General features: G+C 68.5%; 28 protein-coding genes, 2 tRNA genes and 1 pseudogene. 14 read left to right on the plus strand and 17 right to left on the minus strand.

What is annotated here, in order from left to right:
* Both V7D63_RS09785 and V7D63_RS09790 read right to left on the minus strand, forming a co-directional pair.
* On the minus strand, nt 1–673 hold a 673-nt coding region (locus V7D63_RS09785), incomplete at its 3' end, for a carbamoyl-phosphate synthase domain-containing protein (RefSeq protein ID WP_333592089.1).
* A 52-nt stretch (nt 674–725) separates the two neighbouring features.
* Nucleotides 726–2,009, minus strand: coding sequence for an amino acid permease (locus V7D63_RS09790; protein WP_333592090.1), 1,284 nt, complete (start codon nt 2,007–2,009; stop codon nt 726–728).
* Between the two features lie 153 nt (nt 2,010–2,162).
* Between V7D63_RS09790 and V7D63_RS09795 the strand changes: the two genes are divergently transcribed.
* Nucleotides 2,163–3,287: an N-acetyltransferase gene (locus V7D63_RS09795; protein WP_333592091.1), complete on the plus strand. Its 1,125-nt coding sequence runs from the start codon at nt 2,163–2,165 to the stop codon at nt 3,285–3,287.
* A 28-nt stretch (nt 3,288–3,315) separates the two neighbouring features.
* Here the strand turns inward: V7D63_RS09795 and mscL are convergent, their stop codons facing one another.
* The 6 genes from mscL to aroA all read right to left on the minus strand — a co-directional run bounded on the left by mscL (nt 3,316) and on the right by aroA (nt 9,471).
* Nucleotides 3,316–3,738 (minus strand): large-conductance mechanosensitive channel protein MscL, encoded by a 423-nt coding sequence (mscL, locus tag V7D63_RS09800; RefSeq protein WP_333592092.1) that lies wholly within the window; start codon nt 3,736–3,738, stop codon nt 3,316–3,318.
* 3 nt (nt 3,739–3,741) lie between these two features.
* Complete coding sequence (locus V7D63_RS09805) at nt 3,742–4,032, minus strand: integration host factor subunit beta (protein WP_333592093.1); 291 nt, start codon at nt 4,030–4,032, stop codon at nt 3,742–3,744.
* Between the two features lie 166 nt (nt 4,033–4,198).
* Nucleotides 4,199–5,344, minus strand: coding sequence for a serine hydrolase domain-containing protein (locus V7D63_RS09810; RefSeq protein WP_333592094.1), 1,146 nt, complete (start codon nt 5,342–5,344; stop codon nt 4,199–4,201).
* A gap of 256 nt (nt 5,345–5,600) precedes the next feature.
* A complete protein-coding gene (gene rpsA, locus V7D63_RS09815) occupies nt 5,601–7,301 on the minus strand; it encodes a 30S ribosomal protein S1 (RefSeq protein ID WP_333592095.1) in 1,701 nt (566 codons plus the stop codon).
* A 153-nt stretch (nt 7,302–7,454) separates the two neighbouring features.
* A complete protein-coding gene (gene cmk / locus V7D63_RS09820; RefSeq protein ID WP_333592096.1) occupies nt 7,455–8,096 on the minus strand; it encodes a (d)CMP kinase in 642 nt (213 codons plus the stop codon).
* Nucleotides 8,097–8,157: 61 nt separating this feature from the next.
* A complete protein-coding gene (gene aroA / locus V7D63_RS09825; RefSeq protein WP_333592097.1) occupies nt 8,158–9,471 on the minus strand; it encodes a 3-phosphoshikimate 1-carboxyvinyltransferase in 1,314 nt (437 codons plus the stop codon).
* Nucleotides 9,472–9,602: 131 nt separating this feature from the next.
* On the opposite strand from aroA, the gene V7D63_RS09830 reads away from it, so the two are divergent.
* From V7D63_RS09830 to V7D63_RS09840, 3 genes are all read left to right on the plus strand, one after another.
* Complete coding sequence (locus V7D63_RS09830) at nt 9,603–10,070, plus strand: TIGR02300 family protein (protein ID WP_333592098.1); 468 nt, start codon at nt 9,603–9,605, stop codon at nt 10,068–10,070.
* A 161-nt stretch (nt 10,071–10,231) separates the two neighbouring features.
* Nucleotides 10,232–10,307, plus strand: a tRNA-Ala gene (locus V7D63_RS09835).
* A 93-nt stretch (nt 10,308–10,400) separates the two neighbouring features.
* Nucleotides 10,401–11,402 carry an NAD-dependent epimerase/dehydratase family protein gene (locus V7D63_RS09840; protein WP_333592099.1) on the plus strand — a complete coding sequence of 334 codons (1,002 nt, stop codon included), beginning with the start codon at nt 10,401–10,403 and terminating at the stop codon, nt 11,400–11,402.
* 6 nt (nt 11,403–11,408) lie between these two features.
* Here the strand turns inward: V7D63_RS09840 and V7D63_RS09845 are convergent, their stop codons facing one another.
* The 4 genes from V7D63_RS09845 to V7D63_RS09860 form a co-directional block, all read right to left on the minus strand.
* The gene (locus V7D63_RS09845) at nt 11,409–12,089 is read right to left on the minus strand and encodes a polysaccharide biosynthesis/export family protein (RefSeq protein ID WP_333592100.1); all 681 of its coding nucleotides are present in this window, start codon (nt 12,087–12,089) and stop codon (nt 11,409–11,411) included.
* A gap of 8 nt (nt 12,090–12,097) precedes the next feature.
* A complete protein-coding gene (locus V7D63_RS09850; protein WP_333592101.1) occupies nt 12,098–12,889 on the minus strand; it encodes a tyrosine-protein phosphatase in 792 nt (263 codons plus the stop codon).
* Between the two features lie 173 nt (nt 12,890–13,062).
* A complete protein-coding gene (locus V7D63_RS09855) occupies nt 13,063–13,902 on the minus strand; it encodes a WecB/TagA/CpsF family glycosyltransferase (RefSeq protein ID WP_333592102.1) in 840 nt (279 codons plus the stop codon).
* Nucleotides 13,903–13,968: 66 nt separating this feature from the next.
* On the minus strand, nt 13,969–14,529 hold the full coding sequence (locus tag V7D63_RS09860) for a PadR family transcriptional regulator (protein ID WP_333592103.1): 561 nt from the start codon (nt 14,527–14,529) through the stop codon (nt 13,969–13,971).
* A gap of 144 nt (nt 14,530–14,673) precedes the next feature.
* Here V7D63_RS09860 and V7D63_RS09865 point away from each other — a divergent pair.
* The 8 genes from V7D63_RS09865 to V7D63_RS09900 all read left to right on the plus strand — a co-directional run bounded on the left by V7D63_RS09865 (nt 14,674) and on the right by V7D63_RS09900 (nt 20,908).
* Nucleotides 14,674–14,760 (plus strand) — tRNA-Leu (locus V7D63_RS09865).
* 130 nt (nt 14,761–14,890) lie between these two features.
* Nucleotides 14,891–15,505, plus strand: a complete 615-nt coding sequence (locus tag V7D63_RS09870; RefSeq protein WP_333592104.1) for a ribonuclease D — start codon at nt 14,891–14,893, stop codon at nt 15,503–15,505.
* Nucleotides 15,506–15,510: 5 nt separating this feature from the next.
* Nucleotides 15,511–16,164 (plus strand): LPS export ABC transporter periplasmic protein LptC, encoded by a 654-nt coding sequence (gene lptC / locus V7D63_RS09875; protein WP_333592105.1) that lies wholly within the window; start codon nt 15,511–15,513, stop codon nt 16,162–16,164.
* Nucleotides 16,161–16,655, plus strand: coding sequence for an LptA/OstA family protein (locus V7D63_RS09880; RefSeq protein ID WP_333592106.1), 495 nt, complete (start codon nt 16,161–16,163; stop codon nt 16,653–16,655). The genes lptC and V7D63_RS09880 overlap by 4 nt, the downstream gene beginning before the upstream one ends.
* 349 nt (nt 16,656–17,004) lie before the next feature.
* Nucleotides 17,005–17,772: an LPS export ABC transporter ATP-binding protein gene (gene lptB / locus V7D63_RS09885; RefSeq protein ID WP_333592107.1), complete on the plus strand. Its 768-nt coding sequence runs from the start codon at nt 17,005–17,007 to the stop codon at nt 17,770–17,772.
* A gap of 233 nt (nt 17,773–18,005) precedes the next feature.
* Nucleotides 18,006–19,523, plus strand: coding sequence for an RNA polymerase factor sigma-54 (gene rpoN, locus V7D63_RS09890; protein WP_333592108.1), 1,518 nt, complete (start codon nt 18,006–18,008; stop codon nt 19,521–19,523).
* 169 nt (nt 19,524–19,692) lie between these two features.
* Nucleotides 19,693–20,364: a ribosome hibernation-promoting factor, HPF/YfiA family gene (gene hpf / locus V7D63_RS09895; protein WP_333592109.1), complete on the plus strand. Its 672-nt coding sequence runs from the start codon at nt 19,693–19,695 to the stop codon at nt 20,362–20,364.
* Nucleotides 20,365–20,443: 79 nt separating this feature from the next.
* Nucleotides 20,444–20,908 carry a PTS sugar transporter subunit IIA gene (locus V7D63_RS09900; protein WP_333592110.1) on the plus strand — a complete coding sequence of 155 codons (465 nt, stop codon included), beginning with the start codon at nt 20,444–20,446 and terminating at the stop codon, nt 20,906–20,908.
* 169 nt (nt 20,909–21,077) lie between these two features.
* Here the strand turns inward: V7D63_RS09900 and V7D63_RS09905 are convergent, their stop codons facing one another.
* Nucleotides 21,078–21,332 (minus strand): DUF1150 domain-containing protein, encoded by a 255-nt coding sequence (locus V7D63_RS09905; RefSeq protein ID WP_333592116.1) that lies wholly within the window; start codon nt 21,330–21,332, stop codon nt 21,078–21,080.
* Between the two features lie 64 nt (nt 21,333–21,396).
* Nucleotides 21,397–21,819: an Hsp20 family protein gene (locus V7D63_RS09910; RefSeq protein ID WP_333592111.1), complete on the minus strand. Its 423-nt coding sequence runs from the start codon at nt 21,817–21,819 to the stop codon at nt 21,397–21,399.
* 176 nt (nt 21,820–21,995) lie between these two features.
* Here V7D63_RS09910 and ypfJ point away from each other — a divergent pair, with 176 nt between their 5' ends.
* Nucleotides 21,996–22,847, plus strand: coding sequence for a KPN_02809 family neutral zinc metallopeptidase (gene ypfJ, locus V7D63_RS09915; protein WP_333592112.1), 852 nt, complete (start codon nt 21,996–21,998; stop codon nt 22,845–22,847).
* Between the two features lie 32 nt (nt 22,848–22,879).
* Here ypfJ and V7D63_RS09920 read toward each other — a convergent pair whose 3' ends face one another.
* The gene (locus V7D63_RS09920; RefSeq protein WP_333592113.1) at nt 22,880–23,836 is read right to left on the minus strand and encodes an aspartyl protease family protein; all 957 of its coding nucleotides are present in this window, start codon (nt 23,834–23,836) and stop codon (nt 22,880–22,882) included.
* A 98-nt stretch (nt 23,837–23,934) separates the two neighbouring features.
* Here V7D63_RS09920 and thrC point away from each other — a divergent pair, with 98 nt between their 5' ends.
* Nucleotides 23,935–25,326 (plus strand): threonine synthase, encoded by a 1,392-nt coding sequence (thrC, locus tag V7D63_RS09925; RefSeq protein ID WP_333592114.1) that lies wholly within the window; start codon nt 23,935–23,937, stop codon nt 25,324–25,326.
* Here thrC and thrB read toward each other — a convergent pair.
* Both thrB and V7D63_RS09935 read right to left on the minus strand, forming a co-directional pair.
* Nucleotides 25,323–26,252, minus strand: a complete 930-nt coding sequence (thrB, locus tag V7D63_RS09930; protein WP_333592115.1) for a homoserine kinase — start codon at nt 26,250–26,252, stop codon at nt 25,323–25,325. The two genes, thrC and thrB, sit on opposite strands and share 4 nt — an antisense overlap.
* Nucleotides 26,253–26,283: 31 nt before the next feature.
* Nucleotides 26,284–26,696 (minus strand): annotated as a pseudogene (locus V7D63_RS09935) (homoserine dehydrogenase); the annotation flags it as partial.

Here is a 26,696-nt window from a genome sequence, read left to right on the forward strand (position 1 = left end):
CGGTGATCTTGGCGCCGGTCGAGGCCAGGGCGCGCAGGATGTTGCGCTTGACGCCGTAGTCGACGACGACCACCGACTTGCCGCCCGCGACGGTCGGATAGCCCTCGGGCCAGTCCCACACGCCCTCATTCCACTCAAAGGCCTGAAGCGTCGAGGCGGGCTTGGCCAGGTCCAGGCCGACCAGGCCGGTCCAGGCGCGCGCCTGGGCGGCCAGGGCTTCCAGATCGAACCGGCCGTCGGGATCGTGGGCGATCACCGCGTGCGGCGCGCCCTTGTCGCGGATCATCTTGGTCAGGGCGCGGGTGTCGACCCCGGCCAGGCCGACGACGCCGCGCCGCTTCATCCAGGCGTCGAACGAACCGTCGGCGCGCCAATTGGCCGGATCGGTCGGCAGGTCGCGGAAGACCGCGCCCACGGCCGCCGTCTCGGACCCGCCGCCCATCTGCTCCACATCCTCGACATTCACCCCGACGTTGCCGACGTGCGGAAAGGTGAAGGCCAGGATCTGGCTCATGTAGCTGGGGTCGGTCAGGATCTCCTGATAGCCGGTCATGGCGGTGTTGAAGACCACCTCGCCCAGGGCCTGGCCCGTCGCACCGACGCCTATGCCTTGCAGGACGGTTCCGTCGGCCAGAACCAGAACCCCGGTGGCGCCTTTGAGCAGTTGTGTCATGGCGCGTTCCTTAAAGCGTGATTCCGGCGGGCAAACGGCGGGGTGACTAAAGCTATGCCTGGGCCGGGTCAACCGACGGCCGCCGCACCCACAGGAACCAGGCCCCGCTGACCACGGCCACGAAGCCCAGCGTGGGCAGGATATAGCCCGGCGCCGCGGCCGCGACCGCCGCCACGCTGAAGATCAGGCCGACGACCGCCACCGTCTTGTCGCGCCCGGTTCGGGCCGTGCGGAACAGGCTGACGCAACAGACCGCATAGACGCTGAGCGTCAGCACCGAGGTCACGCCGATCAACAGGCCGAACTGGCCGCCCAGCGTCGCCTGGCTGGACAGCACCGCCGCGATCGACATGATCGCCCCGCCCAGCAGCGGCGTGGCCCGCGTGGTCTGTCCGCCCTGGCCGAACCCCTTGGGCAGATAGCCGTGCTCGGCCCCCGCGCGGGCCGTCTCGCCGGCCATCATGACCCAGCCGCCCAGGGTGCCGGTCGCCTTGACGACGGCGCAGGCGGCGGCCACGCCCGCGACCGAGGCCCCGAACACCCGCGCGATCAGATCGGCGTAGGGGCTGGTCGACTGGGCCAGGACCGCCGCCGGGATCACCCCGAACACGGCGGCCGAGGCGGCGATGTAGATGACGGTCGCCAGGCTGACCCCGGCGATGGAGGCGCGGCCGACGTCGCGGGCCGGGTCCCGCACGCGTTGCGACAGCACCGCCGCGCTCTCGACGCCCAGAAAGGCCCAGAAGATGACGGCCAGCGACGCCGGAACCGTCTTGATCAAGGGATCGCCGGACGGACTCCAGGACGCCGCGAACACCTGGGGGTCGAAGCTCGCCGCCCCGGCCACGATGGCGACCACGATGGGCGCCAGACCGACGATCAGGGTGACGGCCGCGAACCGCGCCGCCGTGCGCACCCCCAGCACATAGGCCCCGGTCACCAGCCAGATCAGCGCCAGATTGCTCAATGTCGCGCCCACCGGCGTCTTCAGGGCCGGAAAGAAGAAGCCCAGGTATCCGGTCGCCGCCACCGCCACGGCGACATTGCCGATCAGGGCCGCGGCCCAGAAGGCCAGGGTGGTCTGAAAGCCGAAGAACCGTCCCAGGCCCCGCTCGGCGAAGCCCGGCAGGCCGTCGGCGTCCGGCTGGGTCCGGCCCAGGACCGCAAACACCAGGGCCAGGGTCACCGCCCCGACCCCCGCCACGGCCCAGCCGATCAGGCTGGAGCTGCCGGTCGTCGCCAGGGTGGCGGGCAACAGATAGACGCCCGAGCCGATCATGTTTCCGGCCACGACCAGCGCCGCCAGCCCCCAATGCAGCTTGCCGTCCAGCTTCACGATCCGCCTCCGCCTGTCGTCTTCGGCCCTCTTTCTACGCCGGAAAACACGGATTCACATGCCCGAGACCGACCGCCGACCGAAACGTATCCGCAGGTGTGACTTTTGCTTGGCGAACGACGTGTGTGCCAATGTGAGCCACGGAACCGCGCCATGCCTGTCCGCCCTTTCCGCCCGTCCGATGAAGCCGAAGTCCGGCGTCTGCATCTGGAGGTCGGCTGGCGACCTCGATCCGCCGAGGGCTGGCGCTGGCTGCGGTCCAATCCGGCGCACCGGCACGACGCCGAACCGTGCGGCTGGGTCGTCACCGACGACGACGACCGGGCGGTCGCTTTCCTGGGCAATCTTTTGCTGCGGTATCGGCTGAATGAGCGCGACCTTGTCGGCGCGACGGGCTTCAACCTGATCGTGCCGCCCTCTCAGCGCGGACGCAGCCGCGACCTGCTGGACGTTTTCGTGAAACAGCAGAACGTCTTCGCCACATGGATCTTCAACGCCAATCCCCTGTCCGCGCCGCTCTATGGCCGGTTCGACATGCTGCCGTGGCCCGAAACCCACGCGGTCAAGCTGTCCTGGGTGGTCGACCCCCTGGTCTGCATGGAAGAGCGGTTGTTGCGCACGGTCGCCAAGGCCGCGCCCAAACTGGCGCCGCGGCTGGGCGAACGCTTGATGAATCCTCGCCTGGCCGCGACGCCGCACCTGAAACTGCCCCCAGGCGTAGCGGTGCTGAGCGACCTGGCGGACAGGTCACGTTACGGCGACTTCTGGACGGCGCTGGTGGATGAGGGCCGACTGGTGGCCGATCGCAGTCCGGCGATGCTGCGCTGGCGGCTGGCCGATCCCGATCTGACCCGGCCGCCGTTGTTGCTGGGCTTCAATCGCGGGCGCCGGATCACCGGCGTGGCCATGGCGGTGCTGGGCAAGGGGGCGGCGATCGACCCGCCCTTCCTGGAGATCCTCGATCTGGTGGCGCTGAACGATGAAAAGGACGCGATCCCGGTGCTGGTGAAGACCCTGATCGCCAACGCCCGTTCGCTGGGCGCGGCCAAGGTGCGGCTGCCGCTCGTCGCGCCTCGGCTGATCGAACAGTTGGGACCGCTGGCGGCCTCGGCGCGCCAGGAAGGCGGCTGGGGCCACTGTCACATCAAATTCGCCGCCGATGCGCCCGATCCCGCCCTGTGGTCGCCGACCGCCTATGACGCCGACTACGCCGTCTGTCTGCGCGAACCGCCCGTGACCGTGGCGGCCAATCAGAAATCGGGCCGCGCCGCCGCCTGAGGACGACGGGCGGACGCCACGCGTCCGCTCAGCCCTTGGGCCGGGCCTTCAGTTCGTCGCGGATTTCGATCAGCAGGGCCTCGGTCGGCGTCGGCGCGGCCGGGACCTCGGCGGGATCGGCCGCCTGGTCGCGACGCATCTTGTTGATGGCCTTGACCATCAGGAAGACGACGAAGGCCACGATCAGGAACTGGATCACGGTGTTGAGGAAGGCGCCGTATTGGATCGCCACCTTTTCGACGGCGGTCGTCGCCGGGTCTTCGGGCACCAAGACCCATTCCAGCTTCGAGAAATCGACCCGGCCCAGCAACAGGCCGATCGGCGGCATCACCACCTGATCGACCAGGCTGGTGACGATCTTGCCGAACGAGGCGCCGATGACGACGCCGACCGCCAGGTCGACGACGTTGCCGCGCGCCGCGAACTCCTTGAACTCGCTGAACAGGCTCATGGATCAGGCGTCCCCAGAGGCGTTCAGCCGCTCGCGCAGCTCCTTGCCGCTCTTGAAGAAGGGCACCGACTTGGCCGGCACCTCGACCGTTTCGCCGGTGCGCGGATTGCGGCCCACGCGCGCGGGCCGCGAACGCACCGAAAAGGCGCCGAAACCGCGCAGCTCGACCCGGCCGCCGTCGGCCAGGGCCTGGGTCATCTGACCCAGCACGATATTGACCACCCGTTCGACCTCGGCATGGGTCAGATGGGTGTTCTCGGCCGCCAGTTTCTCGATCAGTTCAGACTTGATCATTCAAAGGCCCCCGCCTTCTCCCGGACCGTCTCAGCCCCTTGGGCCGCGACCGTCTTTCGATCGCGGCGCGCACCCTAGCGGTCGCCCGCTGCACGAAAAAGGGGCAGAGACCGGATTCCCGACGATAATCGACTTTAATGTCAGAAAACATGTGCTGAAACCGGTTTCAGCGGCCGCCCCGGCCGTCCGCCGCCGCGCGAAGGCCCGCCAACAGCGCCTCGAAATCACCGTGGGCGTCGCAATTCGAGACCACGGCGACGTTCAAGCCGGTGTCCAGAAAGCGGCAAACGATGGCGGAGAAGCCCATGATGTCGCCGTCATGCATGGCCACGCGGCCCAATCGGGGATGGTCGGTCACGATCAGGCCCAGGCCGTAGTCGCGGGGCAGGCCGCGCCGATTCAGCGGCCTGGAGCCGTCGATCAACCGGCCCGGCGTCAGCATCTGATCCAGGCTGCCGGCGTTCAGCACCCGGCCGCCGTGCAGGGCTTCGGTCCAGCGGCACAGGTCATCGCAGGTCGAGCGCAGCGCGCCCGCGGCCGCCGGAAAGCTCATCGACACATAGGCGGCGTTGTCGAACCCTCCGCCACGGCGCGGGGTATAGCCGGACGCACGGTTCGGCACGACCCGCGCGGCGTCGTCCAGGGCGGTGTCGGCCAGGCCCAGGGGATCGAACAGCCGCGCCTTCATGGTTTCGCCCAACGGCCGGTCGTCGATCTGTTCGATCAGGGCGCCCAAGAGGACATAGGCCGAGTTGCTGTAGGCCCAGCCTTGGCCCGGTTCATAGGCCATGAAAGGCTGATGGGCGACGACCTCGGCCACGTTCTGGGCCGTCGTGCGGTCGGCCCGCGCCGCCTGCATCAGTTCGGCGCGATCTGGACGGTCGGTATAGTTGCCCAGGCCCGATGTGTGGTTGAGCATCCGCCGCAGGATCAAGTCCTGTGCGCGCGGGATGTCGGGCCTGTACCGCGCCAGCGCATCGTCCAGCGACAGGCGGCCTTCCTGTTGGAGCTGAAGCATGACGGCGGCGGTGAACTGTTTGGTCACCGAGCCGACCCGCATGACCGAGGCGGGCGTCAACGGCGCCGCCGTCTCCAGATTGGCCTGGCCGAACCCCTGGCTGAACAAGGCTTCCCCGCCCCGCCAGACAGCGACCTGCAGGCCCGGCGTCGCCCCGGCGTCGATCGGCGCCTGGGCCTTGGCCGTCAGCGTGTTGCGCCAATCCTCCGCCGCCTGGCGCGCCAGGACCCGCCCCGCCCCGCCTGTGGCCGTCGCGGCGGCCGTGACGCCCGCCAGAAATCGCCGACGATCCATGGCTCGCCCCTCCTTGCCTGAAAGCAAGAGGCTTTCGCGCGGGACGGCGGATGCACGATGCGGCCAAGAAAACACTGAACTCACATTGCATATCGGCCCCCACCGTCTCCCCGGCGTTCGCCGGGGAGACGGAGAAAACTCAATCGCCGACATCTGACGGGAACCCGCCAAGAAAAAAGGCGGCCGGATCGCTCCGGCCGCCCCATTCTTTTTCAGCCTAACGCTCGCGACACGGTCGCTCGCTGCTTGAGGCTGATTACTCCTTGCCGGCCTTCTCGCGCAGGGCGGCGCCCAGGATGTCGCCCAGTGAGGCGCCCGAGTCCGACGACCCGAACTGTTCGATGGCTTCCTGCTCGTCCTTCATCTCCAGCGCCTTGATCGAGATCGAGACGCGGCGGGTGGCCTTGTCGACGCCGGTGATCATGGCGTCGACGCGGTCGCCGACGGCGAAACGCTCGGTGCGCTGTTCGTTGCGGTCGCGCGACAGGTCCGACTTGCGCACGAAGGCGGTGACCGGGGCGTCGTCTTCACCGAATTTGACTTCGATGCCGCCGGTTTCGATCGCCGTCACGGTGACGGTGACCTGCTGGCCCTTCTTGTAGGTGTCGCCTTCCATCGGATCGCCGCCGAGCTGCTTGATGCCCAGCGAGACGCGTTCCTTCTCGATGTCGACGTCCAGCACCTTGGCCTTGACGGTTTCGCCCTTGCGGTAGCGCTGGATGGCTTCCTCGCCCGAGACGTTCCAGTCCAGGTCCGACAGGTGCACCATGCCGTCGATGTCGTTGTCCAGGCCGATGAACAGGCCGAACTCGGTGGCGTTCTTGACTTCGCCCTCGACGGTCGAACCGACCGGGTGGTTGGCCACGAAGGCGTCCCACGGATTGTCCTGGGCCTGCTTCAGGCCCAGCGAGATGCGGCGCTTGGAGCTGTCGACGTCCAGCACGACCACGTCCACTTCCTGCGAGGTGGAGACGATCTTGCCCGGATGGACGTTCTTCTTGGTCCACGACATTTCCGAGACGTGCACCAGGCCCTCGACGCCGGCTTCCAGCTCCACGAAGGCGCCGTAGTCGGTGATGTTGGTGATGCGGCCCGTGTATTTGGCGCCGACCGGGTATTTGGCTTCCACGCCGTCCCACGGGTCCGACTGCAGTTGCTTCATGCCCAGGCTGATGCGCTGGGTGTCCGGGTTGATCTTGACGATCTGGACCTTGACGGTGTCGCCGACGGCCAGGACCTGCGACGGGTGCGAGACACGCTTCCACGACATATCGGTGACGTGCAGCAGGCCGTCGATGCCGCCCAGGTCCACGAAGGCGCCGTAGTCGGTGATGTTCTTGACCACGCCTTCACGCACTTCGCCCTCGGCCAGTTGACCGACCAGTTCGGTGCGCTGCTCGGCGCGGGCCTCTTCCAGGATGGCGCGACGCGAGACGACGATGTTGCCGCGCGGACGGTCCATCTTCAGGATGGCGAAGGGCTGGTCCTTGCCCATCAGCGGGGCGACGTCGCGCACCGGACGGATGTCGACCTGCGAACCCGGCAGGAAGGCCGAGGCGCCGCCCAGATCGACGGTGAAGCCGCCCTTGACGCGGCCGACGATGGCGCCGTTGACCGGCTCGCCACGCTCGAACACGGCTTCCAGACGGGTCCAGGCTTCCTCGCGGCGGGCCTTGTCGCGGCTGATGACCGCCTCGCCCATCGCGTTCTCGACGCGCTCCAGATAGACCTCGACGTTGTCGCCGACCTTGGGCAGCACGGCGCCTTCGCCCTGGCCGAACTCGCGCAGGGCGATGCGGCCTTCGGTCTTCAGACCGACGTCGACGATGACGATGTCCTTTTCGATGCCGACGACGCGGCCGTGAACGACCTGGCCTTCGCCGAGATCGCGGCCTTGCAGTTGTTGGTCCAGAAGCGCGGCGAAATCGTCGCGGGTGGGGGTGAGGGTGTCGGTCATGAGGTTACGAGGTTTCTGAAAGGCTGAAGGCGCGAAGCCGAACGGCCCCGCGCGGGTGGGTTGAAAGAAGATCAGGTCGTTATGGATGCGGGTCGCGTCAGCGCCGGATCGCCCGCGGAAGCCGAGGTCAGGTGCGTTGGATTTGCATCCCGGTCAGGATGCGCGCGCCGCCTCGACGATACGGCGGGCCGCATCGAAGGCGGCCTCTATATCCATATCGGTCGTATCCAGCAAGACCGCGTCGGCGGCCTGGACCATCGGCGCGGCCCCGCGGCCGGCGTCGCGCTCGTCGCGGCGCTGGATGTCGGCCAGCATGGCCTCGAAGCCGATCGGCTCGCCCCGGGCCTGGAGCTGAAGCCAGCGGCGGCGGGCGCGGATCTGCGGCGTGGCCATGACGAACAGTTTGGCCGTGGCGTTCGGAGCGATGACGGTGCCGATGTCACGCCCGTCCAGCACCGCCCCGCCCGGCTGGGCCGCGAAGGCGCGCTGCAGGTCCAGCAGGGCGGCGCGCACGCCGGGATGGCCGGCGACCTTGCTGGCCGCCTCGCCCGCCTCGCCGCCGGTCAGGACGTCGGTGGCGGCGATGTCCGAGGCGTCGAGCGCGCGGGCGATCTCCTCGGCCAGACCGGCGTCCTCCAGCGAGCCGCGCGCGGCGATCACCCCCTGGCCGACCGCGCGATACAGCAGGCCGGTGTCCAGATGCGGCAGGCCGTAATGCGCCGCCAGCCGGGCGGCGATCGTGCCCTTGCCCGAGGCGGCCGGGCCGTCGACGGCGATGACGAGAGGACGGGTCATTCGTCGGTGAAGCAGCACATCGCGGCGTCGCGCGCCAGCCCCGTGATGTTCTGGCCCGCCGTCATCCGATGTCGGCTCCCAAGCCCCGCATCAGTTCGACGAACCCCGGGAAGCTGGTGGCGATCATGCCGGGTTCGTCCACCGTCACGGCCTGGTCGGCGGCCAGGCCCAGGATCAGATGGCTCATGGCGATGCGGTGGTCGCCGTGGGTCGTGACGCGCACGCCGCCGCGCACCGGGCCGCCGGTGACGATGAACCCTTCCGGCTCTTCCTCGACCCGGACGCCGCAGGCGGCCAGCCCCGCCGCCATCAGGGCGATGCGGTCGCTTTCCTTGACCCGCATCTCGCCGATCCCGCGCATGACGGTCGGTCCCTGGGCGAAGGCGGCCGTGGCGGCCAGGATCGGATATTCGTCGATCATGGAGGCCGCGCGTTCCGGCGGCACGACCACGCCCTTCAGCGTCGAATGCCGGGCGGTGACGTCGCCGACGGTCTCGCCGCCGCTCTCGCGCACGTTCGAGACGGCCAGATCAGCCCCCATCTCGCGCCAGGTCTCGAACAGGCCGGTGCGCAGGGGGTTCAGCATGACGTCGCGCACTGTCACCTGCGAACCCGGAACGATCAGCCCCGCCGCCAGCGGGAAGGCGGCCGAGGACGGATCGCCCGGCACGGCCACGACGGTTCCGGCCAGGCGCTGGCCGCCGCGTAGGGCGATGCGCCAGCCTCCTCCCTCTTCCATGACGTCCACCTGGGCGCCGAAGGCCCGCAGCATGCGTTCGGTGTGGTCGCGGCTTTTCTCCGGCTCGACCACGACCGTCGTTCCGGCGGCGTTGAGACCCGCCAGCAGAATCGCCGACTTGATCTGGGCCGAGGCCACCGTCTGGACGTGTTCGATGGCGTTCAGCGCTCCGCCGCTCAGGGTCGCGGGCAGGCGGTCCTCCTGCCCGGTCCAGTCGAAGCGCGCGCCCATGGCCGCCAGCGGTCCCGTGACGCGTTTCATCGGCCGCTTGCGCAACGAGGCGTCGCCGTCGAAGGCCGCCGTCAGCGGATAACCGGCCGCCGCCCCCATCAGCAGACGCACGCCGGTGCCGGCGTTGCCGCAGTCGATGACGCCCTCGGGCGTGCGCAATCCGCCCCGCCCCGTCACCCGCCAGCGGCCTTCGCCCAACCGCTCGACCGCCGCGCCGAAGGCCGCCGCCGCGCGGGCGGTGGCCAGGATGTCGTCGCCTTCCAGCAGACCCTCGATCTCGGTCACGCCCTGGGCCATCGCGCCCAGGATCAACGACCGGTGCGACACGGACTTGTCGCCGGGAGCGACGACGACGCCCCTTAACGGCGCGCCCGGACGGGCGGTCAATTCGGAAGGCGAGGACACGCCTGTCGGCTCCGGGAAAACATTCTGTGGGGCAGGCGCGGCGGGGCGGCGCGCAATCGGGTTTTGACAGCGGGTCCGGGGGGTGGCAAGGGACCGGCCCGATTCCATCCCCCGCCAAAGGTTCTCTCTCCGTGGCCAATCCCGAACTGGGCGCCAAGCAGGTGTGCCCCAACTGCCAGGCGAAATTCTACGACCTGAACCGCCGCCCGGCCCGTTGCCCGAAATGCGAAACTGAATTCGACCCTGAAGAGGTCTTGAAATCGCGCCGCACGCGCGGTCGCGGCGCCGGCTACGCCGCCGACGACGCCGAGGATCAGGTCGAAGACAAGAAGGCCGACGGCGACGACGAGGACGAAGAGGAGGCGGTCACCGCCCCCGAGATCGACGAGGAAGGCCATGAGCCGATCCTGACGCCGGACGACGAAGACGACGACGCCGCCGGTCCCGACACGCCCGCGGACGCCGGCATGGGAACCAGCGACGGCGACGACGACGACGTGCTGGACGACGATGACGACGACTCCGTCCCCTTCATCGAGGACGAAGACGAAGACGGCTTCGACGAGGACATGGTCAAACCGTCCAAGGATGACGAGTAAATCAGACAAGTCTCTGTTCCGGCGAGCTTTTCAGCTCGCCGGCGCGGAGATGAAAAAAAACCCGGAACCGGGCTTGATCGCATCAAGGCCCTGACATAGGTTCCGCCGCCTCGCCGGGGGCCATTCGCAAGAACGACCCGGCGGACCAGATCGAAAGATCCGGGGCTATAGCTCAGTTGGTAGAGCGCTTGAATGGCATTCAAGAGGTCAGCGGTTCGACTCCGCTTAGCTCCACCACAACGGCCGCTTCCCTAAAGGGAGCGGCCGTTTCCATATGCGGCGGCGGGTGGCTATAGGACCTGACCTTCCTTGACCCGCGCGGCCCGACCCATGCGTTTCCTGATCACCGGCACGGCCGGATTCATCGGCTTTCACCTGGCGCGTCGCCTGCTGGAGGCGGGACATGTGGTGGCGGGCGTCGACAACTTCTCGGCCTATTACGACCCGGCGCTGAAGGAAGACCGCAACGCGGTGCTGGAAGGCTTCGACGGCTACAGCGTCCATCGGCTGGACCTGGCCGACGCCGAGGCCCTGAACGCCGCCTGGGACGCCGCCGCGCCGGACGTGGCCATCCACCTCGCCGCCCAGGCCGGGGTCCGCTACAGCATCGACCACCCCGACACCTATGTGGCCTCCAACCTGGTCGGCAGCTTCCATGTGCTGGAGGCGGCGCGGCGGCGGCCGGTGAAACACCTGCTGTGCGCCTCGACCAGCTCGGCCTACGGGGCCAACACCGAGATGCCGTTCCGCGAGACGGACCCGGCGGTGCACCCCCTGACCCTGTACGCCGCGACCAAGGGGGCGACCGAGCTGATGGGCCACGCCTACGCCCACCTGTTCGGCACGCCGACGACCTTCTTCCGCTTCTTCACCGTCTATGGACCCTGGGGACGGCCGGACATGGCGCTGTTCAAATTCGCCCAGGCGATGCGGCGCGGCGAGGCCATCGAGATCTACGGCCAGGGCCAGATGTCGCGCGACTTCACCTATATCGACGATCTGGTCGAGGCGATCGTGCGCCTGGCGGACGCGCCGCCCGTGATCGGCGAACCGGTCGGGCCGTTCGACACCCTGTCGCCCGTGGCGCCCTATCGCCTGGTCAATATCGGCGGCGGCGCGCCGTCCAAGCTGATGGACTTCGTGGCCGAGCTGGAGCGGGCCATGGGCATGCAGGCCAAGAAGACCTTCCTGCCGATGCAGGACGGCGACGTGCCCGCCACCTGGGCGTCGTCGGAGCTGTTGGAGGCGTTGACCGGCTACAGGCCCTCGACGCCGATCTCGGAAGGCGTGCCCGCCTTCGTGACCTGGCTGCGCGGCCGCAACGACGTCTGAGCGCGCTTAGAACGGCCGGAAGATCGCCAGGGCCGGCAGCGCGCCCAGGACGTTGGCGATCGTGGAGCTCATGACCGAGCTGTCGACCACGACCACGTCGTCGCCCAGGATCTGGGGGTCCTCGGCCTGGCCGCGCCGGATGGCGCGCAGATCGAACAGGGCGACCTGGCGTTGTCCGTCGATGTTGCGGAACACCGCCACGCGCGCCAGCTCGGCGGTTCGGCTCGGACCCCGCGCCATGGCCACGGCCTGGATCAGGCTGGTGTTGCCGGTCATCTGATAGACGCCCGGCTGGATCACGGCGCCGTCGACGGTGACCTTCTGGCTGGCCGCCTGGGACACCACCACGGTCACCTGGGGATTGCGCAGATAGTCGGCCGCCAGGCGGCTGCGGATCAGTTCGGTCAGTTCGGCGGTGGTCTTGCCCTTGGCCATGACCGTGCCGATCAGCGGCAGTTGCAGATTGCCGACGGCGTCGACCTGGACATCCTTCAGCGTCAGGTCCGCGACCTGGAAGACGGTGACGTTCAGCTTGTCCAAGGCCCCGATGCGATACTCCATCGCCGGTTGGGTGACAGACCCGCTGGCCACGCTCCAGTCGTTCAAGGTCGTCGTCGGCGCGGCGGTCCCGCCGCCGCAGGCCGCCAGCATCAGGCACGTCGCGGCCAGAGCCATCATTCGAACCATCAACATCTTCATCCCCGTGAACCGAACAGGCCGGACCAGAAGCCGCGTTTGACCGGGCCGCGCCCGACGGCGGGCGGACAATCGGACGGCGACGCATTCTCTATAACCGCCCGGGGGCGGGTGACCACCATGTCTTGGGCCGCCTGCTCGCCCAGGCGCGCCGCCACCGCCTCGACGGCGCTGGAGAGCTTGGGAATGCGGGCGCGCAGATTGTGGGCGTCGCTGGCGATCAGATGGACCAGGCCCTCGTCCAGCATCCGCTCGGACCAATATTGCGCCCGCTTGCCGAAACGCCCCGTGATGGACCCGGCCGTGAGCTGCATCCAGGCCCCCGATTTCGCCAGCAGGGTCATGGTGTCGTAGTGATCCTCGATCCACCGCAGCCGCTCCGGGTGGGTGATGATCGGATGAAAGCCCGCCGCCATGGTGTCGAAGACCGCATCGGCCAGGCGCGGCGGGGCGGTGTTGTGCGGCGGCTCGAACAGGAAATAGCGGCCGTCGGCCAGGGTCATCAGCCGCCCCTCCCGGAGACCGGCCGCCATGTCCGGCACCAGATGGACGTCGGCGCCGGTGGTCAGTTTCAGAGCGATGCCCGCCGCATCGAGCTGGGCCTGAAGGTCGATCACGGCCTGACGGATGCCGGACGCGGTGTTCTCGTAATAGCCGGGCATCTGGTGCGGCGTGCAGGCGATCAGGGATACGCCGTCCTCGACCGCGATGCGCGCCATCGCCAGCGACGTCTCAAGATCGGTCGCCCCGTCGTCGATGCCGGGCAGCAGGTGGCAGTGCAGATCGATCACGCCGGTTCCCCCAAGACGTCGCCCTATATCGCGCCAGATGAACGCGAGTTCCCCAAAACACCTCGAAATTCTATCGGTTCGGCGAGGGTCAGCCCGTCGGTGCTACGCCCCCGGAACGGATCACGCCACTCCCGATTGGCGAAAGCGCGTTTTCATCGACGAACGGCCGCCGGTCAGGCGCCTCGCCTCCGCCGTCGAAACGCGGCCAGGACATCGCGCGTCGCCGGTCCCGCCAGACTCCACGGTTCGAGGCAATAGCGGCGGAACAGGCGGCGCGGATCGTGCGCCAGCCGATACAGCCATTCCAGCCCGACCCGGCCCATCCAGCGAGGCGCGGCCTTCTGGACCCCGGCCTCATAGTCGAAGGCGGCCCCGACGTTCAGGATGACGCAGTCCGGCAGGGCCTGAAGGTTTCGCGCGATCCACGCCTCCTGGCGCGGCATCCCCATGCCGACCATCAGCACGTCGGGCCGAAAAGCGGCGATCGACGCCAGGACGGCGGTGTTGTCGAACGATCCCGGCGTGGCGTCGAAATAGCCGGAACGGGCCTCGATCACCGCACCGGGCCGTCGGGCCGACAATCGGCGCACGGCCTCGGCCCCGGTCTTGACCGTGCCCCCCAGATACAGGACCCGCCAACCCAGGCGGTCGGCCAGGTCCCAGAAATCTTCACGCCAATCCAGATAGGTGCTGCGGTGGGCGCGGCTGACGGGCAGGCCCAGCAGGCGGCCGAAGGCGATCAACGGCGTGGAATCGATCTGCACCAGCTCGGCCGCGTCATAGAAGGCCCGCATCGCCGCATCGCCGCGGATCAGGTTCAGACTGTTCAGATTATGGTTGGCGATCACGGCGCGGCGCTTGGCGGCGACGGCGTCGCGCATATGCGCCAACACCTGCGCGGGCGTCAGCAGATCGACGCATTCGCCCAACAGGCGCAGACGCGGCGCCCCCCGCACGGGCGGCGCGGCCGCGGGCATGGACACCGGATCGGACGTCAGGACGGCCTGTTTCATGCCGACGGCTTAGCCCGACGCCCCTCAAGACCGGGTAAGCCGACACGGTTAATGCGAAGACGGGTCTCAGCCGCCTTGATCGACCAAGGCGCGGCGGGTCCGCTCGGCCCAGGCCCGGCGGCTTTCCAGGGTCGAGACGAAATTATCCTGAAGCAGGTCGGCGAACGGCACATCGCCGTGGCGCGCGTAGAATTCGTCCAGCACGCGGGTCGCCTCCGCCAGGTTCGCCAGCAGCCGATCGGCCCATTCGATTCGCTCAGCGGGGGTCAGCAGGGTCAGGCAGGACAGTTTGCTGCGCGCCGTGTCGGACAGGATCGCCTCTTCCTTGCCCAGCTCCATCACCCACGCCTTCAAGGCGCGACGGCCGGTTTCTGTGCAGGCGATGGTCTCGGCCCCGCGCCGACTGCCCTCGACCGGCCGGGCGTCGACCAGGCCGCGCGCGGAAAGCCGCCGCACCACCGGATAGACCGTGCCGGTGCTGTTGGAATAGCTGGCCACCGGCGCCTCGGCGTACAGCCGCCGCAGCCGATAGGTCGTCAGGGGGCCGAAACGGTAGGCGGTCATCAAGGCCATGGCCTCGGCATGGGTCAGGGACAGGTCTTCGGTCGACGATTTCGGTGCGGCCAAGAAACAGGTCCCCCACGACTGACGGCGGTGATTTTCAAAGGGGTAACGGAATTCGCCCGCCCCCGTCCACTTTCACGGAAATCCCTGTTGACCACCCCCGCCGCCTCCCTTAAGGGTCCGCGCCTTCCCGGGGGAAACCCCAGGGCCCAGATGGCGGAATTGGTAGACGCGCTGGCTTCAGGTGCCAGTGGCTGAAAGGCCGTGGAGGTTCGAGTCCTCTTCTGGGCACCATCTTCTGAAAGGCGCTGCATCCTCGATGCGGCGCCTTTCTCTTTTCTGGCCCTAACGTCGCGAACGCGGTTCGCGACTGCTTGAGGGCGCCTATCGCTTCCGGCGCGTCGAAAAGGTAGTTGAGGTTCCCATGACCGTTCATCTTCACGAAGGCGACCTGCCCGACGGCCTGGACCTGGGTTCCGTCGTCGCGGTGGATTCCGAGACCATGGGTCTGCGTTTCCGGCGCGATCCGCTGTGCGTGGTCCAGTTGTCGGCCGGCGACGGCGACGCCCATATCGTGCGGCTGAACCGGCCGTCCTATGACTGCCCGAACCTGAAGCGGCTGCTGGCCGATCCGAAGGTGCTGAAGATCTTCCACTTCGGCCGTTTCGACATCGGCATGTTCGAGCTGCACCTGGGGGTCGAGACCCGGCCCGTCTATTGCACCAAGATCGCCTCCAAACTGGCCCGCACCTACACCGACCGTCACGGCCTGAAGGACGTGGTGCGCGAATGCGCCGGGGTGGAGCTGTCCAAGGCCCAGCAATCCAGCGACTGGGGCGCCGCCGTGTTGACCCCGGCCCAGTTGGACTACGCCGCCTCGGACGTGCTGTACCTGCACGCGGTCAAGGCGCGGCTGGATGAGATGCTGGCCCGCGAGGGACGCACCGACCTGGCCCGCGCCTGTTTCGACTTCCTGCCCGTCCGCGCCCGTCTCGACCTGGCCGGGTGGGACGAGATCGACATCTTCGCCCACGCCTGAACCCGATGAGCGAACCCACGGACGACCGCATCAAACAGGACGAGGCCCGGGTCGCCCTGGCGGGCGAACGCTGGCGCACGCGGTCACGGCGGGTGAAGCTGTATCGACGCGTCCTGCCGATCGTCATCCTGGCGCTGGCGGGCGGCGCCCTGACCTGGACCGTGTTCCGCACCGTCATGTCGGGGGTCGAGCGCAAGGCCAACGAGAGCCAGGAGGTGCGGCTGGACAAGCCCCGCTTCCACGGACAGGACGCGCTGGGCCGCACCTTCGTCATCGGCGCCGAGGGGGCGGTGCGCGACGCCGCGACCGGCCGTTTCCGCCTGGTGGGACCGGCGCTGCGGCTGAACCTGGGCGGACGCAAGGTGACCGAACTGACCGCCGACGGCGGCGTCTATGACGAGGCCAACGACCGCGTCATCATCGGCCCGAACGTGCGCATCTCGGACGGCGGATCGGGCCTGATCCTGACGACGCCGGAAGCCGTGGTCGACACCGACACCGGCGTGGTGTCGGGCGACAAGGGCGTCCAGGCGTCAGGGCCGCTTGGAACCGTGACCGCTTCGTCCTATGTCATCCGGGATCAAGGGCGGCGCGTGACGTTCAGCGGCTCGGGCGACAACAAGGTGCGGGGGACCATCGCCCCCCGATCCGGCGGATGACCATGGCGAAGACCAGACTGATCCTTCTCGCGGCGACCACGGCCGTCATGCTGGCCCTGCCAGGCGTCGGCGGCGCGCAAAGTACGCCGGGCGATCATAGTGACAGCAATGCGGCTGTAAGTTTTGGCGGGGACAGAGCGGAACTATCAGCAGACGGTTATTCGTTGATTGGCCGTGCAGAAGTGCTGCAGGGTGACAGAAGGTTGCGCGCCGATCGAATAGATATAACTATAAGGAATCAGACCGCAACAAGTGCAAAATCTAGCGGCAATGTATACTTCGTTATGTCAGATCAAACCATAAGAGCTGATCGCGCGGACTACGACATCGAAAGCGGTAATCTCGTAGTTACCGGAAACGTCATTCTCAGTCAGGGCCGAAATGTGGCTACTGGCGGACGCCTAATTTACAACCTCCAGACCGGCAATGCGAGGTGGGATGGCGGCACCAACGGACGTGTTGAAGGCGTGCTCTATCCCAGCCAACGCTGATTGACAATCTAGAGATGAAAAGGCACAACATTTCCTCCTACAGGAGAATTGCCTGATGAAAATCTCTCTGAGCGTTCTGGTTGTAAGTGTTGTGATGTCCACGTCATCCCCTAGCTTCGCTGGCTTGAAGGATGAACCAAATTACCCGCCTCCTGAGTGTCCAGAAGGCCATCAATGCGTACCATACACACACACTGGGTTGCCTGATCGCACATCGTGCATCAAGGATGTCACCGATGGCGGTCGGATCACCTGCATCACATACCCCAAAGACTGGACGGGCGGCCCTCGCAATCAACATGATGGCCCAGAATAGGCATAACTATTGGCTCGAAAAGAGTTATCAGCGTTGAATTTGGAGCCGGTGATCGATGCACCGGCTCCTTTTGTTCGGCCTGCGGAAAAGGGTCTGCGGGTCAACCACATCGCCCGCAGCTTCGGCCAGCGGCAGGTGGTGCGCGACGTGTCCCTGACGGTCCAGCGCGGCGAGGTGGCGGGCCTGTTGGGTCCCAACGGCGCAGGCAAGACCACCTGTTTCTACATGATCACCGGCCTGATCCCGGCCGACAGCGGCTCGATCTGGCTGGACGGCGAGGACATCACCGGCCAGCCCATGTACCAGCGCGCCCGCATGGGCCTGGGCTATCTGGCCCAGGAAGCCTCGATCTTCCGCGGCATGACGGTCGAACAGAACATCAAGGCGGTGGTCGAACTGCATCACCCGCGCGACAAAGTCGGGGCCGAGACGACCCGCCTGCTGAACGAACTGCGCATCGAGCACCTGCGCCACGCTCCGGCCTCGGCCCTGTCGGGCGGCGAGCGGCGGCGCTGCGAGATCGCGCGCGCCCTGGCCGGACGGCCCAGCTTCATGCTGCTGGACGAACCGTTCGCCGGCATCGACCCCCTGGCCATCGCCGACATCCGCCAGGTCATCCGCTATCTGGCGAACGAGGGCATCGGCGTGCTGATCACCGACCACAATGTCCGCGAGACCCTGGACATCATCGACCACGCCTCGATCATTTCGGGCGGCGCGGTGCTGTTCGAGGGCACGGCGGCCGAGGTGATCGCCGATCCCGAGGTGCGGCGCGTCTATCTGGGCGAGATGTACGGCTGAAGCCCTGACAGATCCTCCCCCATGCGTGGGGGAGGGGACCGCAAAGCGGTGGAGGGGGCGACCCCGCGCACCGGCCGTGGCCCTCGCCCCCTCCACCATCCTTCGGATGGTCCCCCTCCCCCGAAGCTGCGCGTCGGGAGAGGATCAAGGGCTTAGACCGCCGTTAACCCCTTCGGCTTCAATGTGGCTCCAGCAAGTTCCGGGCCAGGTCCCGGTTCGATCGGGGGCAGGACGTGCTGGGTCAAAGGCTTGAGGTCAGGCAGGGTCAGGGGCTGGTCATCACGCCCCAACTGCAGCAGGCCATCAAGCTGTTGCAGTTGTCGAACCTGGAGCTGGACGCCTTCGTCGAGGCCGAGTTGGAGCGCAACCCCCTGCTGTCGCGCGACGAGCCGGACAGCGACGGCGCCGAGGCGCCCGAGCGGGTCGAGAGCACGTCCGAATCCGAACTAAGCTTCAACGAAGACCGCCCCGGCGAGGCCGCCCAGGCGATGGACGCCCGCGACGACGATCTCTACGGCGACGCCGCGCCGGGCGAACGCTCGGGCGACCGGGCGCCGGACGCCGCCCATGACGCCGCCACCGACCAGCCCGGCCTGTCCGACTGGTCACGCGCCAATCGCGGCGGGATCGCACCCGAAGGCGAGGGCGAACGCAACGAACGGCGCGAGGCGACCCTGTGGGAGCATCTGCAGGCCCAGGCGTCGTCGGCCGGCTTTTCGGCTTCGGACCACGCCGTCGCCCTGGCCCTGATCGACGCGGTCGACGAGGGCGGCTATCTGCGCGGCGAACTGGCCGAGATCGCCGACCGGCTGGGCTGCGGCCTGGAGCGGGTCGAGGCGGTGCTGGCCGTCTGTCACGGCTTTGAACCGACGGGGGTCATGGCGCGCTCGGTGCCCGAGTGCCTGAAGCTGCAACTGATCGAGCGCAACCGCTTCGATCCGGCCATGGACGGTCTGCTGAACAACCTGGACCTGCTGGCGAAACGCGACCTGCAGGCCTTGCGCAAGGCCTGCGGCGTCGACGCCGAGGACATGGCCGAGATGATCGCCGAGCTGAAGGCCCTGACGCCGCGCCCCGGCGCCGGCTTCGGCGGCGAGACGCCCCAGACGGTGATCCCCGACGTCCATGTGCGGCCCGATCCGGCCGGCGGCTGGCGGGTCGAGTTGAACACCGACACCCTGCCCCGCCTGCTGGTCGACAAACGCTATCACGGCGTGGTCTCGGCCGGGGCGCGCAACGACACCGACAAGGCCTTCGTCGCCGACTACGCGGCCCAGGCCAGTTGGCTGGTCAAGTCGCTGGACCAGCGGGCCAAGACCATACTGAAGGTCGCGTCCGAGATCGTGCGCCAACAGGACGCCTTCCTGGCCTTCGGCGTCGAGTTCCTGCGCCCCTTGAACCTGAAGACGGTGGCCGAGGCCATCGGCATGCACGAATCGACCGTCAGCCGGGTCACGTCGAACAAATACGTCGCCACGCCGCGCGGGGTGTTCGAGCTGAAATTCTTCTTCACCGCCGCCATCCAGGCCACCGACGGCGGCGCGGCCCATTCCGCCGAATCGGTGCGCAGCCGCATCAAGGCGATGATCGACGGCGAGGGGGCGGACGGCGACGTCCTGAGCGACGACCGGATCGTCGAAATCCTGAAGGAGGCGGGCATCGACATCGCCCGCCGCACCGTGGCGAAATATCGCGAGGCGCTGCGCATTCCCTCGTCGGTCGAACGCAAGCGGATGCTGCGCTTCGGCTAGGAATCGCCCTGCCGCGAACACCCGCGACGCGAGGATGAGACGCGCTGTTCGCCCTGTCGGCGAACCGCCGCGGCGCCCGCGTCCGCGCCCCTCCAAAACACCGTGAAAAACCCACCACAAATTGGTGATCGGCGTTGACACCCTTCGGCGGTGGGAGCGTTCTATCCGCATGCAAGTCCAAGTCAGCGGCAAGCACGTGGATGTCGGCGAAGCGTTAGGCTCGCGCATCTCCCAGGAACTCGAAGACGGCGTCGGAAAGTATTTCGAACGCGGCGGCCAGGAGGCCGAGGTCGTGGTGTCCAAGGACGGCCACGGCTTCAAGGTCGACTGTTGGGTCCGACTGGCCTCAGGCCAGTCGCTGGTGACTTCCGGCTTCGGCGGCGACGCCCATGCAGCCTTCTCGGACAGCCTGGACAAGCTGGAGAAGCGGGTTCGCCGCTACAAGCGCCGCCTGAAGGACCACCACATCGGCCCGCGCGGTCTTTCCCCCGAAAAGACCGAGGACGCCGCCCGCGACGTGGCCCGCAGCATCGTGCTGCGCGCGCCCGAGAGCGTCGAGGACGCCACCTTCGGCGAGGCCGGACTGCCGGGCGAACCGCCGCCGACCGGCATGGTCATCGCCGAGACCGAGCACGAGATCCGAACCATCACGGTCGGCCGCGCGGTGCTGGAGCTGGACATGACCGGCTATCCGGTCGTGATCTTCCGCAACGCCGCGCACGGCGGCCTGTCGGTGGTCTATCGCCGGCCCGACGGCAACGTCGGCTGGATCGACCCGGAGCGGACGGTCAAACCCGCCGCCAATGGGTCACTGAACGGACACGGTTCGGTAAAGGCTTAGTGGTAAGGCTTTCCCAACAGAGGCGGAGCGTCTAAACGGCGCCCGCCCAATCGGGATGTGTGTGCGAGTCGGGGTTATTATGGACATCGGTGAGCTGCTGACGCGCGACGGCATCGTCCTGCGGAGCGGAGCGTCCTCCAAACGCCAGGCGTTGCATGTGGCGGCGGAGGCGGCGGCCCGTGTGCTGGGCCGGGACGGCAATGCGATCTTCACGGCGTTGATGGAGCGCGAGGCCCTGGGTTCGACCGGCCTGGGCGGCGGCGTGGCCGTGCCCCACGCGCGGCTGACGGGCCTGGACAGGGTGTGCGCGGTCTTCGTGCGGCTGGACCAGCCCGTGGCCTATGACGCCGTGGACGACCGTCCGATCGACCTAATGTTCGCCCTGTTCGCCTCGCCCGACGCGGGCGCCGAGCATTTGCGGGCGCTGGCGGCAGTGTCACGGGCCTTGCGCTCGCCCGAACTGCGCGAACGCCTGCGCCAGGCGCATACGCCGGACGCCATCCACGCCCTGTTCGTCAGGGACACGGCGGCGACGGCGGCTTGAGAACCTCTTCCTTCTCCCCTTGCGGGAGTAAGGTGTCATGCGGAGCATGACGGATGAGGGGTAGGCCTGACCTAAGCTGAGGGTCTGACGATGAGGGCGTGGACACAGCCCCCTCATCCGAGCCGCACCGCGGCCCACCTTCTCCCGCGAGGGGAGAAGGCTAAGGGGTTCAGTGAACCGACACCGGCTCCAGTTCGTGCGCGACGGCGGCGGCGAAGGCGGTTTCGCGGTCGGTCACGACCGCCAGGCGTTCGCCGTCGGCGCTGTGCACCGCATACAGCGTCTGATCGGGATCGACCTTCAGCCCCTTGGCGGCGGCCACGGGCGTGCTGGCGATGATCTCGGCGCCCGAGATCTCACGGACATAGACCAGGTCGGGCGCGCCCAACGCGGCCAGTTCCTTCTTGCTCATAAACGGCGTCATCAAGACCGCCTCCTTCGTAATTCGACTGACGCCCGACTGACGGGCGGATGCGACGGCCGTTGGCTCAGCCCGTCGTGATGGGGATTCGTTTGACGCTGCGCTCCTGCTCCGGGCGGATCAGATCGACGTGCAGCAGGCCGTGCTCCAACCGCGCGCCCTCGACCTCCAGCCCATCGGCCAGAACGAAGTTGCGCAGGAAGCCGCGCGCCGCGATGCCGCGATGCAGGAAGGCCTGTTCGTCGCCCTTGCCCGCGTCCTCACGCTTGCCGGCGATGGTCAACTGCCGCCCGTCCAGGGTGATGGTCAGTTCCTCGGGCGAGAAACCCGCCACCGCCAGGGTGATGCGCACGGCGTGACCGCCGCGCTGTTCGACATTGTAGGGCGGATAGCTTTCGGCCGCGGCCTTGGCGGCGCGGTCTATCAGGGCGCGGGTGTGGTCGAAACCCAACAGGAACGGGCTGTCGAACAGGAGGGTGCGCGTCGTCATCGGTCTCGGTCCTTCGTCAAGCGACCCGGCCTATACGTCCCCCGAATGGGCGGACGCGCGGCCGAACCGTGAAATGGGGACGAGCAACGTCACGATCAACCACCTTGCATGCATCTCTTTCCTTCGACCGGCGTTACGGCCTAGCTTGGAATGGAAGAACAGCGAGAGGTCGGATCATGCGGTGGCAAGGCGGAGAACGCGGCGGCGGCGTCGAGGATCGGCGTGGAATGGGCGGCGGCGCCGTGGCGGGCGGCAGCCTGGGCGTGCTGGTCCTGGCCGCCATCGGCTATTTCGTCTTCGGCATAGACCCGTCCACGACCCAGCAGATCGCCAGCCAGTTCGGCGGCGTCGGCGCCCAGGAAAAGGGCCAGGTCGGCACGCCCCAGGACCAAGCCGGCCAGTTCGTCGATGTGATCGGCACCAACATCAACAAGGTCTGGGCGGCCAAGCTGAACGGCTATCGCCCGCCGAATCCCACGGTGATTTACGACGGTGGAACCGGCACCCAGTGCGGCTACGGCCAGGCCGCCATGGGTCCCTTCTACTGCCCGACCGATCAGACCGTGTATCTGGACCTCGGCTTCTGGACCCAGATGGAGCAGCAGTTGGGCGCGTCCGGCGCCGACTTCGCCCGCGCCTATGTCATCGCCCATGAATACGGCCACCACGTCCAGACCCTGACCGGCGTCAGCGCCGAGGTGCAGCAGGCGCAGCAGCGCGCCTCGGGCCAGGCCGAGGCCAACCGCTATTCCGTGGCGCTGGAGCTTCAGGCCGACTGCTACGCCGGCGTCTGGGCGCGCAACGCCGCCGCCGTGTCGAACGGCGAGGTGGCGCTGGACCCCGGCGATCTGGAGGAAGGGCTGAAGACCGCCAACGCCATCGGCGACGACACGCTGCAACGCCGCTCGGGCGGCCGCGTGGTGCCCGAAGGCTTCACCCACGGATCCTCCGCCCAACGGGTCGAATGGCTGCGGCGCGGCTACGATTCCGGCGATCCGGCGGTCTGCGACACCTTCGGCGCGGTCTAGACCCTGCCCCACCCAGCGGGGGGAGGATTGGATTATCCCACCGTCAGGTCCAGCGGCCGGGACGCCCAGAGCCTGCCCGCGCCCATGTCGATCACCGCCCGCCGCCCGGCGAAGGCGCCCATGCCCAGCAGGGCGTCGGGCACGCCGGGCGCGGCCGTGTCGGCGAAGATGGAGACCGGCCGGTTGCGGTGCACCTGATCGGCGAAGGTCATGGTGCGCGCCCTGACGATCCGGGCCGCGACGGCGCCGCCCAGCACCAGGCTGGACCCGTGCTCGACCGGCCGCCCGTCCAACAGGCCCGCCGCATCGGCGACCGAGCGACGCAGCGACAACAGGCCCGAGGCGCCGGTATCGACCACGGCGTCGATCCGCATCCCCTCGACGGTGATCGCGGCGACCAGCGCCCGCCCCCGCCGCGTCACACTAACGGGCGAGACGTCCGGCGGCAGGCGATCCGCATCGGGCGCCGTGAAGACCAGGCGGCGGCGATCCGTATCGACGCCGAATCTCAGGCGGCCGAGAACATCCTGACCCAGCACCAGGGGGGTGCTCAGACCCTCGGCGCCGGCCAAGGGACCCAGCGTCAATATGCCGGTGCGCAATCCGGTCAGCCGCAGCGACCCGACCGACAGATCCAGCATCGCGCCCTTGCCCATTTGCGGTTCGCCGCTGACGCCATAGGCCACCAGCGGCAGGTCGAACCCCCGCGGCGCGCCCCGATCGGCGGACAGGGCGGCGAACAGGGCGCGGTCGATGACGGAATATTGCGCGCCGCTGTCGACCAGGGCGTTGATCTGGCGCCCGGCGATCATGACCCGCACGGTCGGCACGGCGGTGTGGCGCACGGCCCAGGGCAGCCAGCCGGTCGTCTGGCGCGGACCCGAAAAGCTCGCCTTCGGCGGCGCCCACAGCACGTGATCGCGCACCCAGAAGGTCCCGCCGACCACGGCGGCGCCCAGGCCCAGACGAAGCAGCAGGCGGCGATCCATCCCGCCTAAATGGCGCGGCGGCGCGCCCGACGCCAGCCGAGGCGCATTGACGGGCGAATGCAGGTGACGACGGCGGGCCGCCTCGGTACCAAGAGATGATGACGTCCCGCCCCGATCTCTATGTCTCCACGCGCGGCCAGGCGCCGGTCGCCGACTTCGCCCAGGCCCTATTGCGCGGCATGGCGCCGGACGGGGGCCTGTATATGCCCCAGGCCTGGCCGACGCTGGCGCCCGACGCCGCCCGGCCGGGACGGACCTATGTCGAGATCGCGGCCGAGGTGTTGACGCCCTTCATCGGCGACGCCCTGCCCAAGGGGGCGCTGGACGCGGCGATCCGGCGGCTGGTCGCGGGGTTCGGCCATCCGGCGGTGACCCCCCTGATCGAGGTCGAGGACGGCCTTTACGTGCTGGAGCTGTTTCACGGGCCGACGGCGGCGTTCAAGGACCTGGCCATGCAGTTGGCGGCCAGTCTGGCGGACGCGGCGCTGGCGGTCTCCGGCGAGCGGCTGACCCTGCTGACGGCGACCAGCGGCGACACCGGCGCGGCGGCCGTCGCGGCCTTCGCGGGCGCCGAGCGCATCCGGCTGGTGGTGCTGCATCCGCTGGATCGCGTTTCGCCGGTGCAGCGCAAACAGATGACCACGGTCGCGGCGGACAACGTCCTGAACCTGGCCGTACGCGGCGACTTCGACGACTGCCAGCGGCTGGTGAAGGCCCTGCTGGGCGAGGAGGATCTCCGGGCGCACGGGCGGCTCAGCTCGGTCAATTCGATCAACTGGGCGCGGTTGGCGGGCCAGATTCCCTATTATGTCTCGGCGGCGTCGCAACTGGGCGGGCGGGCGGCGACCTGGGTCGTGCCCACGGGCAATTTCGGCGACGCCTTCGCCGGCATCGCGGCCGCCAAGATGGGCCTGCCCGCCAACGGTTTCGTGGCGGCGGTGAACGCGAACGACGCCCTGGCCCGGGCCATCAACGACGGCCTCTACGAACGCCGCAACGCGGTCGAGACCGGCAGCGTGTCGATGGACGTGCAGGCCCCGTCGAATTTTGAACGCCTGGTGTTCGAGGCCTCGGGCCGCGACGCGACGGCGACACGCGCGGTGTTCGAGACCTTCGCCCGCGAGGGCCGGGCGCGGCTGGACGACGATCTGCTGGCCGCCCTGCGCGCCGAGGTCACGGCCGTCTCGGTCGATGAGGCGGACACCAAGGCCGAGATCGCCCGCGCACATGCCGACTGGAGCCGGATCGTCTGTCCGCACACGGCCGTGGCCCTGTCGGCCGCGCGGCGGATCGACCGCTCGAACGGGCCGGTGGTGGCCCTGTCCACCGCCCATCCGTCGAAATTCGGCGCCTTCGTCTCGGGCGTGCTGGGGATCGAGCCTGAGCCGGTTCCGGTCATCCGGCGCCTGGGCGACCAGCCCGAGCGGATGACGGTGATCGACCCGACCGAGGCAGCGGCGCTGGACGCCGTGCGCGCCTTCTCGGCCTAGCGCCAGTGATCCAGGCGCGCCAGGAAGGCCCCCGGGTCCTTGGGCGTCACCAGTTTCGACGGGTCGTGGAACACCCGGTCATGCAGCCGCGTCAGGGTGAACCGCAACGCGGCGGCCCGGCCCAGGCGCGGCAGGGCGGCGATCTCGACGGAACTTAGCGGACGGATCGTTTCATAGCCGCGCTGAAAGGCCTCCAGGATGTCCGGCGACGGACGACCCGAACCGTCGAAACCCCAGGCCGACAAGGCGATCGCCAAATCATAGGCCAGAGGCCCGGTGCAGGCGAAATAGAAGTCGATCACGCCCGAAACCGCGTCGTCTTCAAACAGCACATTGTCCGGGAAATAGTCGGCGTGGATCGCGCCGACGGGCAGATCATCCGTGAACGGATCGCCCAGCGCGTCCAGGGCCGCCTCGACCCGTTCCAGCATCACCCGATCCTGGCCCCCGGCCCGCGTGGCGATGCGGTCGGCCAGGGCGCGCCAGGCGGCGGGACCGACCGGGTTGTCGCGGCGCCCCGCATAGTCGGCGGCGGCCAGATGCATCCGCGCCAGCATGGCGCCCGCGGCCTGGGCCTGGGGCGGCGACGGCGTGCGCGGCCAGGCGCCGTTAAGCCATTCGACCACGGCGGCGCAGCGCCCGTTCAACGTCCCCAGCCAGGTCCCGGAACGATCCCGCACCGGCCGCGCGGTCGGCAGGCCCGCATCCGCCAGCCGGTCGGTCAGACCCAGACAGAACGGCAGGGCGGCGGCGTCCGTGCGCCCTTCGAACAGGGTCAGGACGAACCGGCCTGCGCCCGTCTGAAGCGCATAGTTGGTGTTCTCCACCCCCTCGGCGATAGGCGTCAGGGCGATCAGATCGCCGAGATCGTAGGCGTCGAGGAAACTCCGCGCCTCGGCGTCGCTGACGGGGGTGAAGACGGCCATCCCCTCACCTAGCCCGACGCGTTGGTGTTCGTCACTCGCCGTGACGGGCGCGAGCGATGTCGGCCAGATCGGCCAACAAGCTCTCGGTCGTGGCCCAGCGTCCGGCGCCGCGCCCGCGACAGCGCCACACCCGCCCGTCGGCGCCGACCACCCGCAGGGCGTTGCGTTCACCTTTCAGCGTACGGAACAACGGTTCGGCGCAGTCGGGGTCCAGCGCCACGACGGCCGACAGGGCGCCGCCGTCGGCGCGGCAGGCGCCGATCTGACGCACATGCGGGCCGACCGGCGTCGAGGGCGACAGCACATCCTTGGACACGTCTTCGGGCGCGCGGCCGAAGGCTTCAAAGGCCAGCAGGCGGACCTTGGCGGCCGAATCGTGGCCCTCCAAATCCGACGACGGGTCCTCTTCGGCGAAACCGGCGGCGCGGGCGTCGGCCAGGGCCT

The organism is Brevundimonas sp., assembly GCF_036732845.1.
Taxonomy (GTDB): domain Bacteria; phylum Pseudomonadota; class Alphaproteobacteria; order Caulobacterales; family Caulobacteraceae; genus Brevundimonas.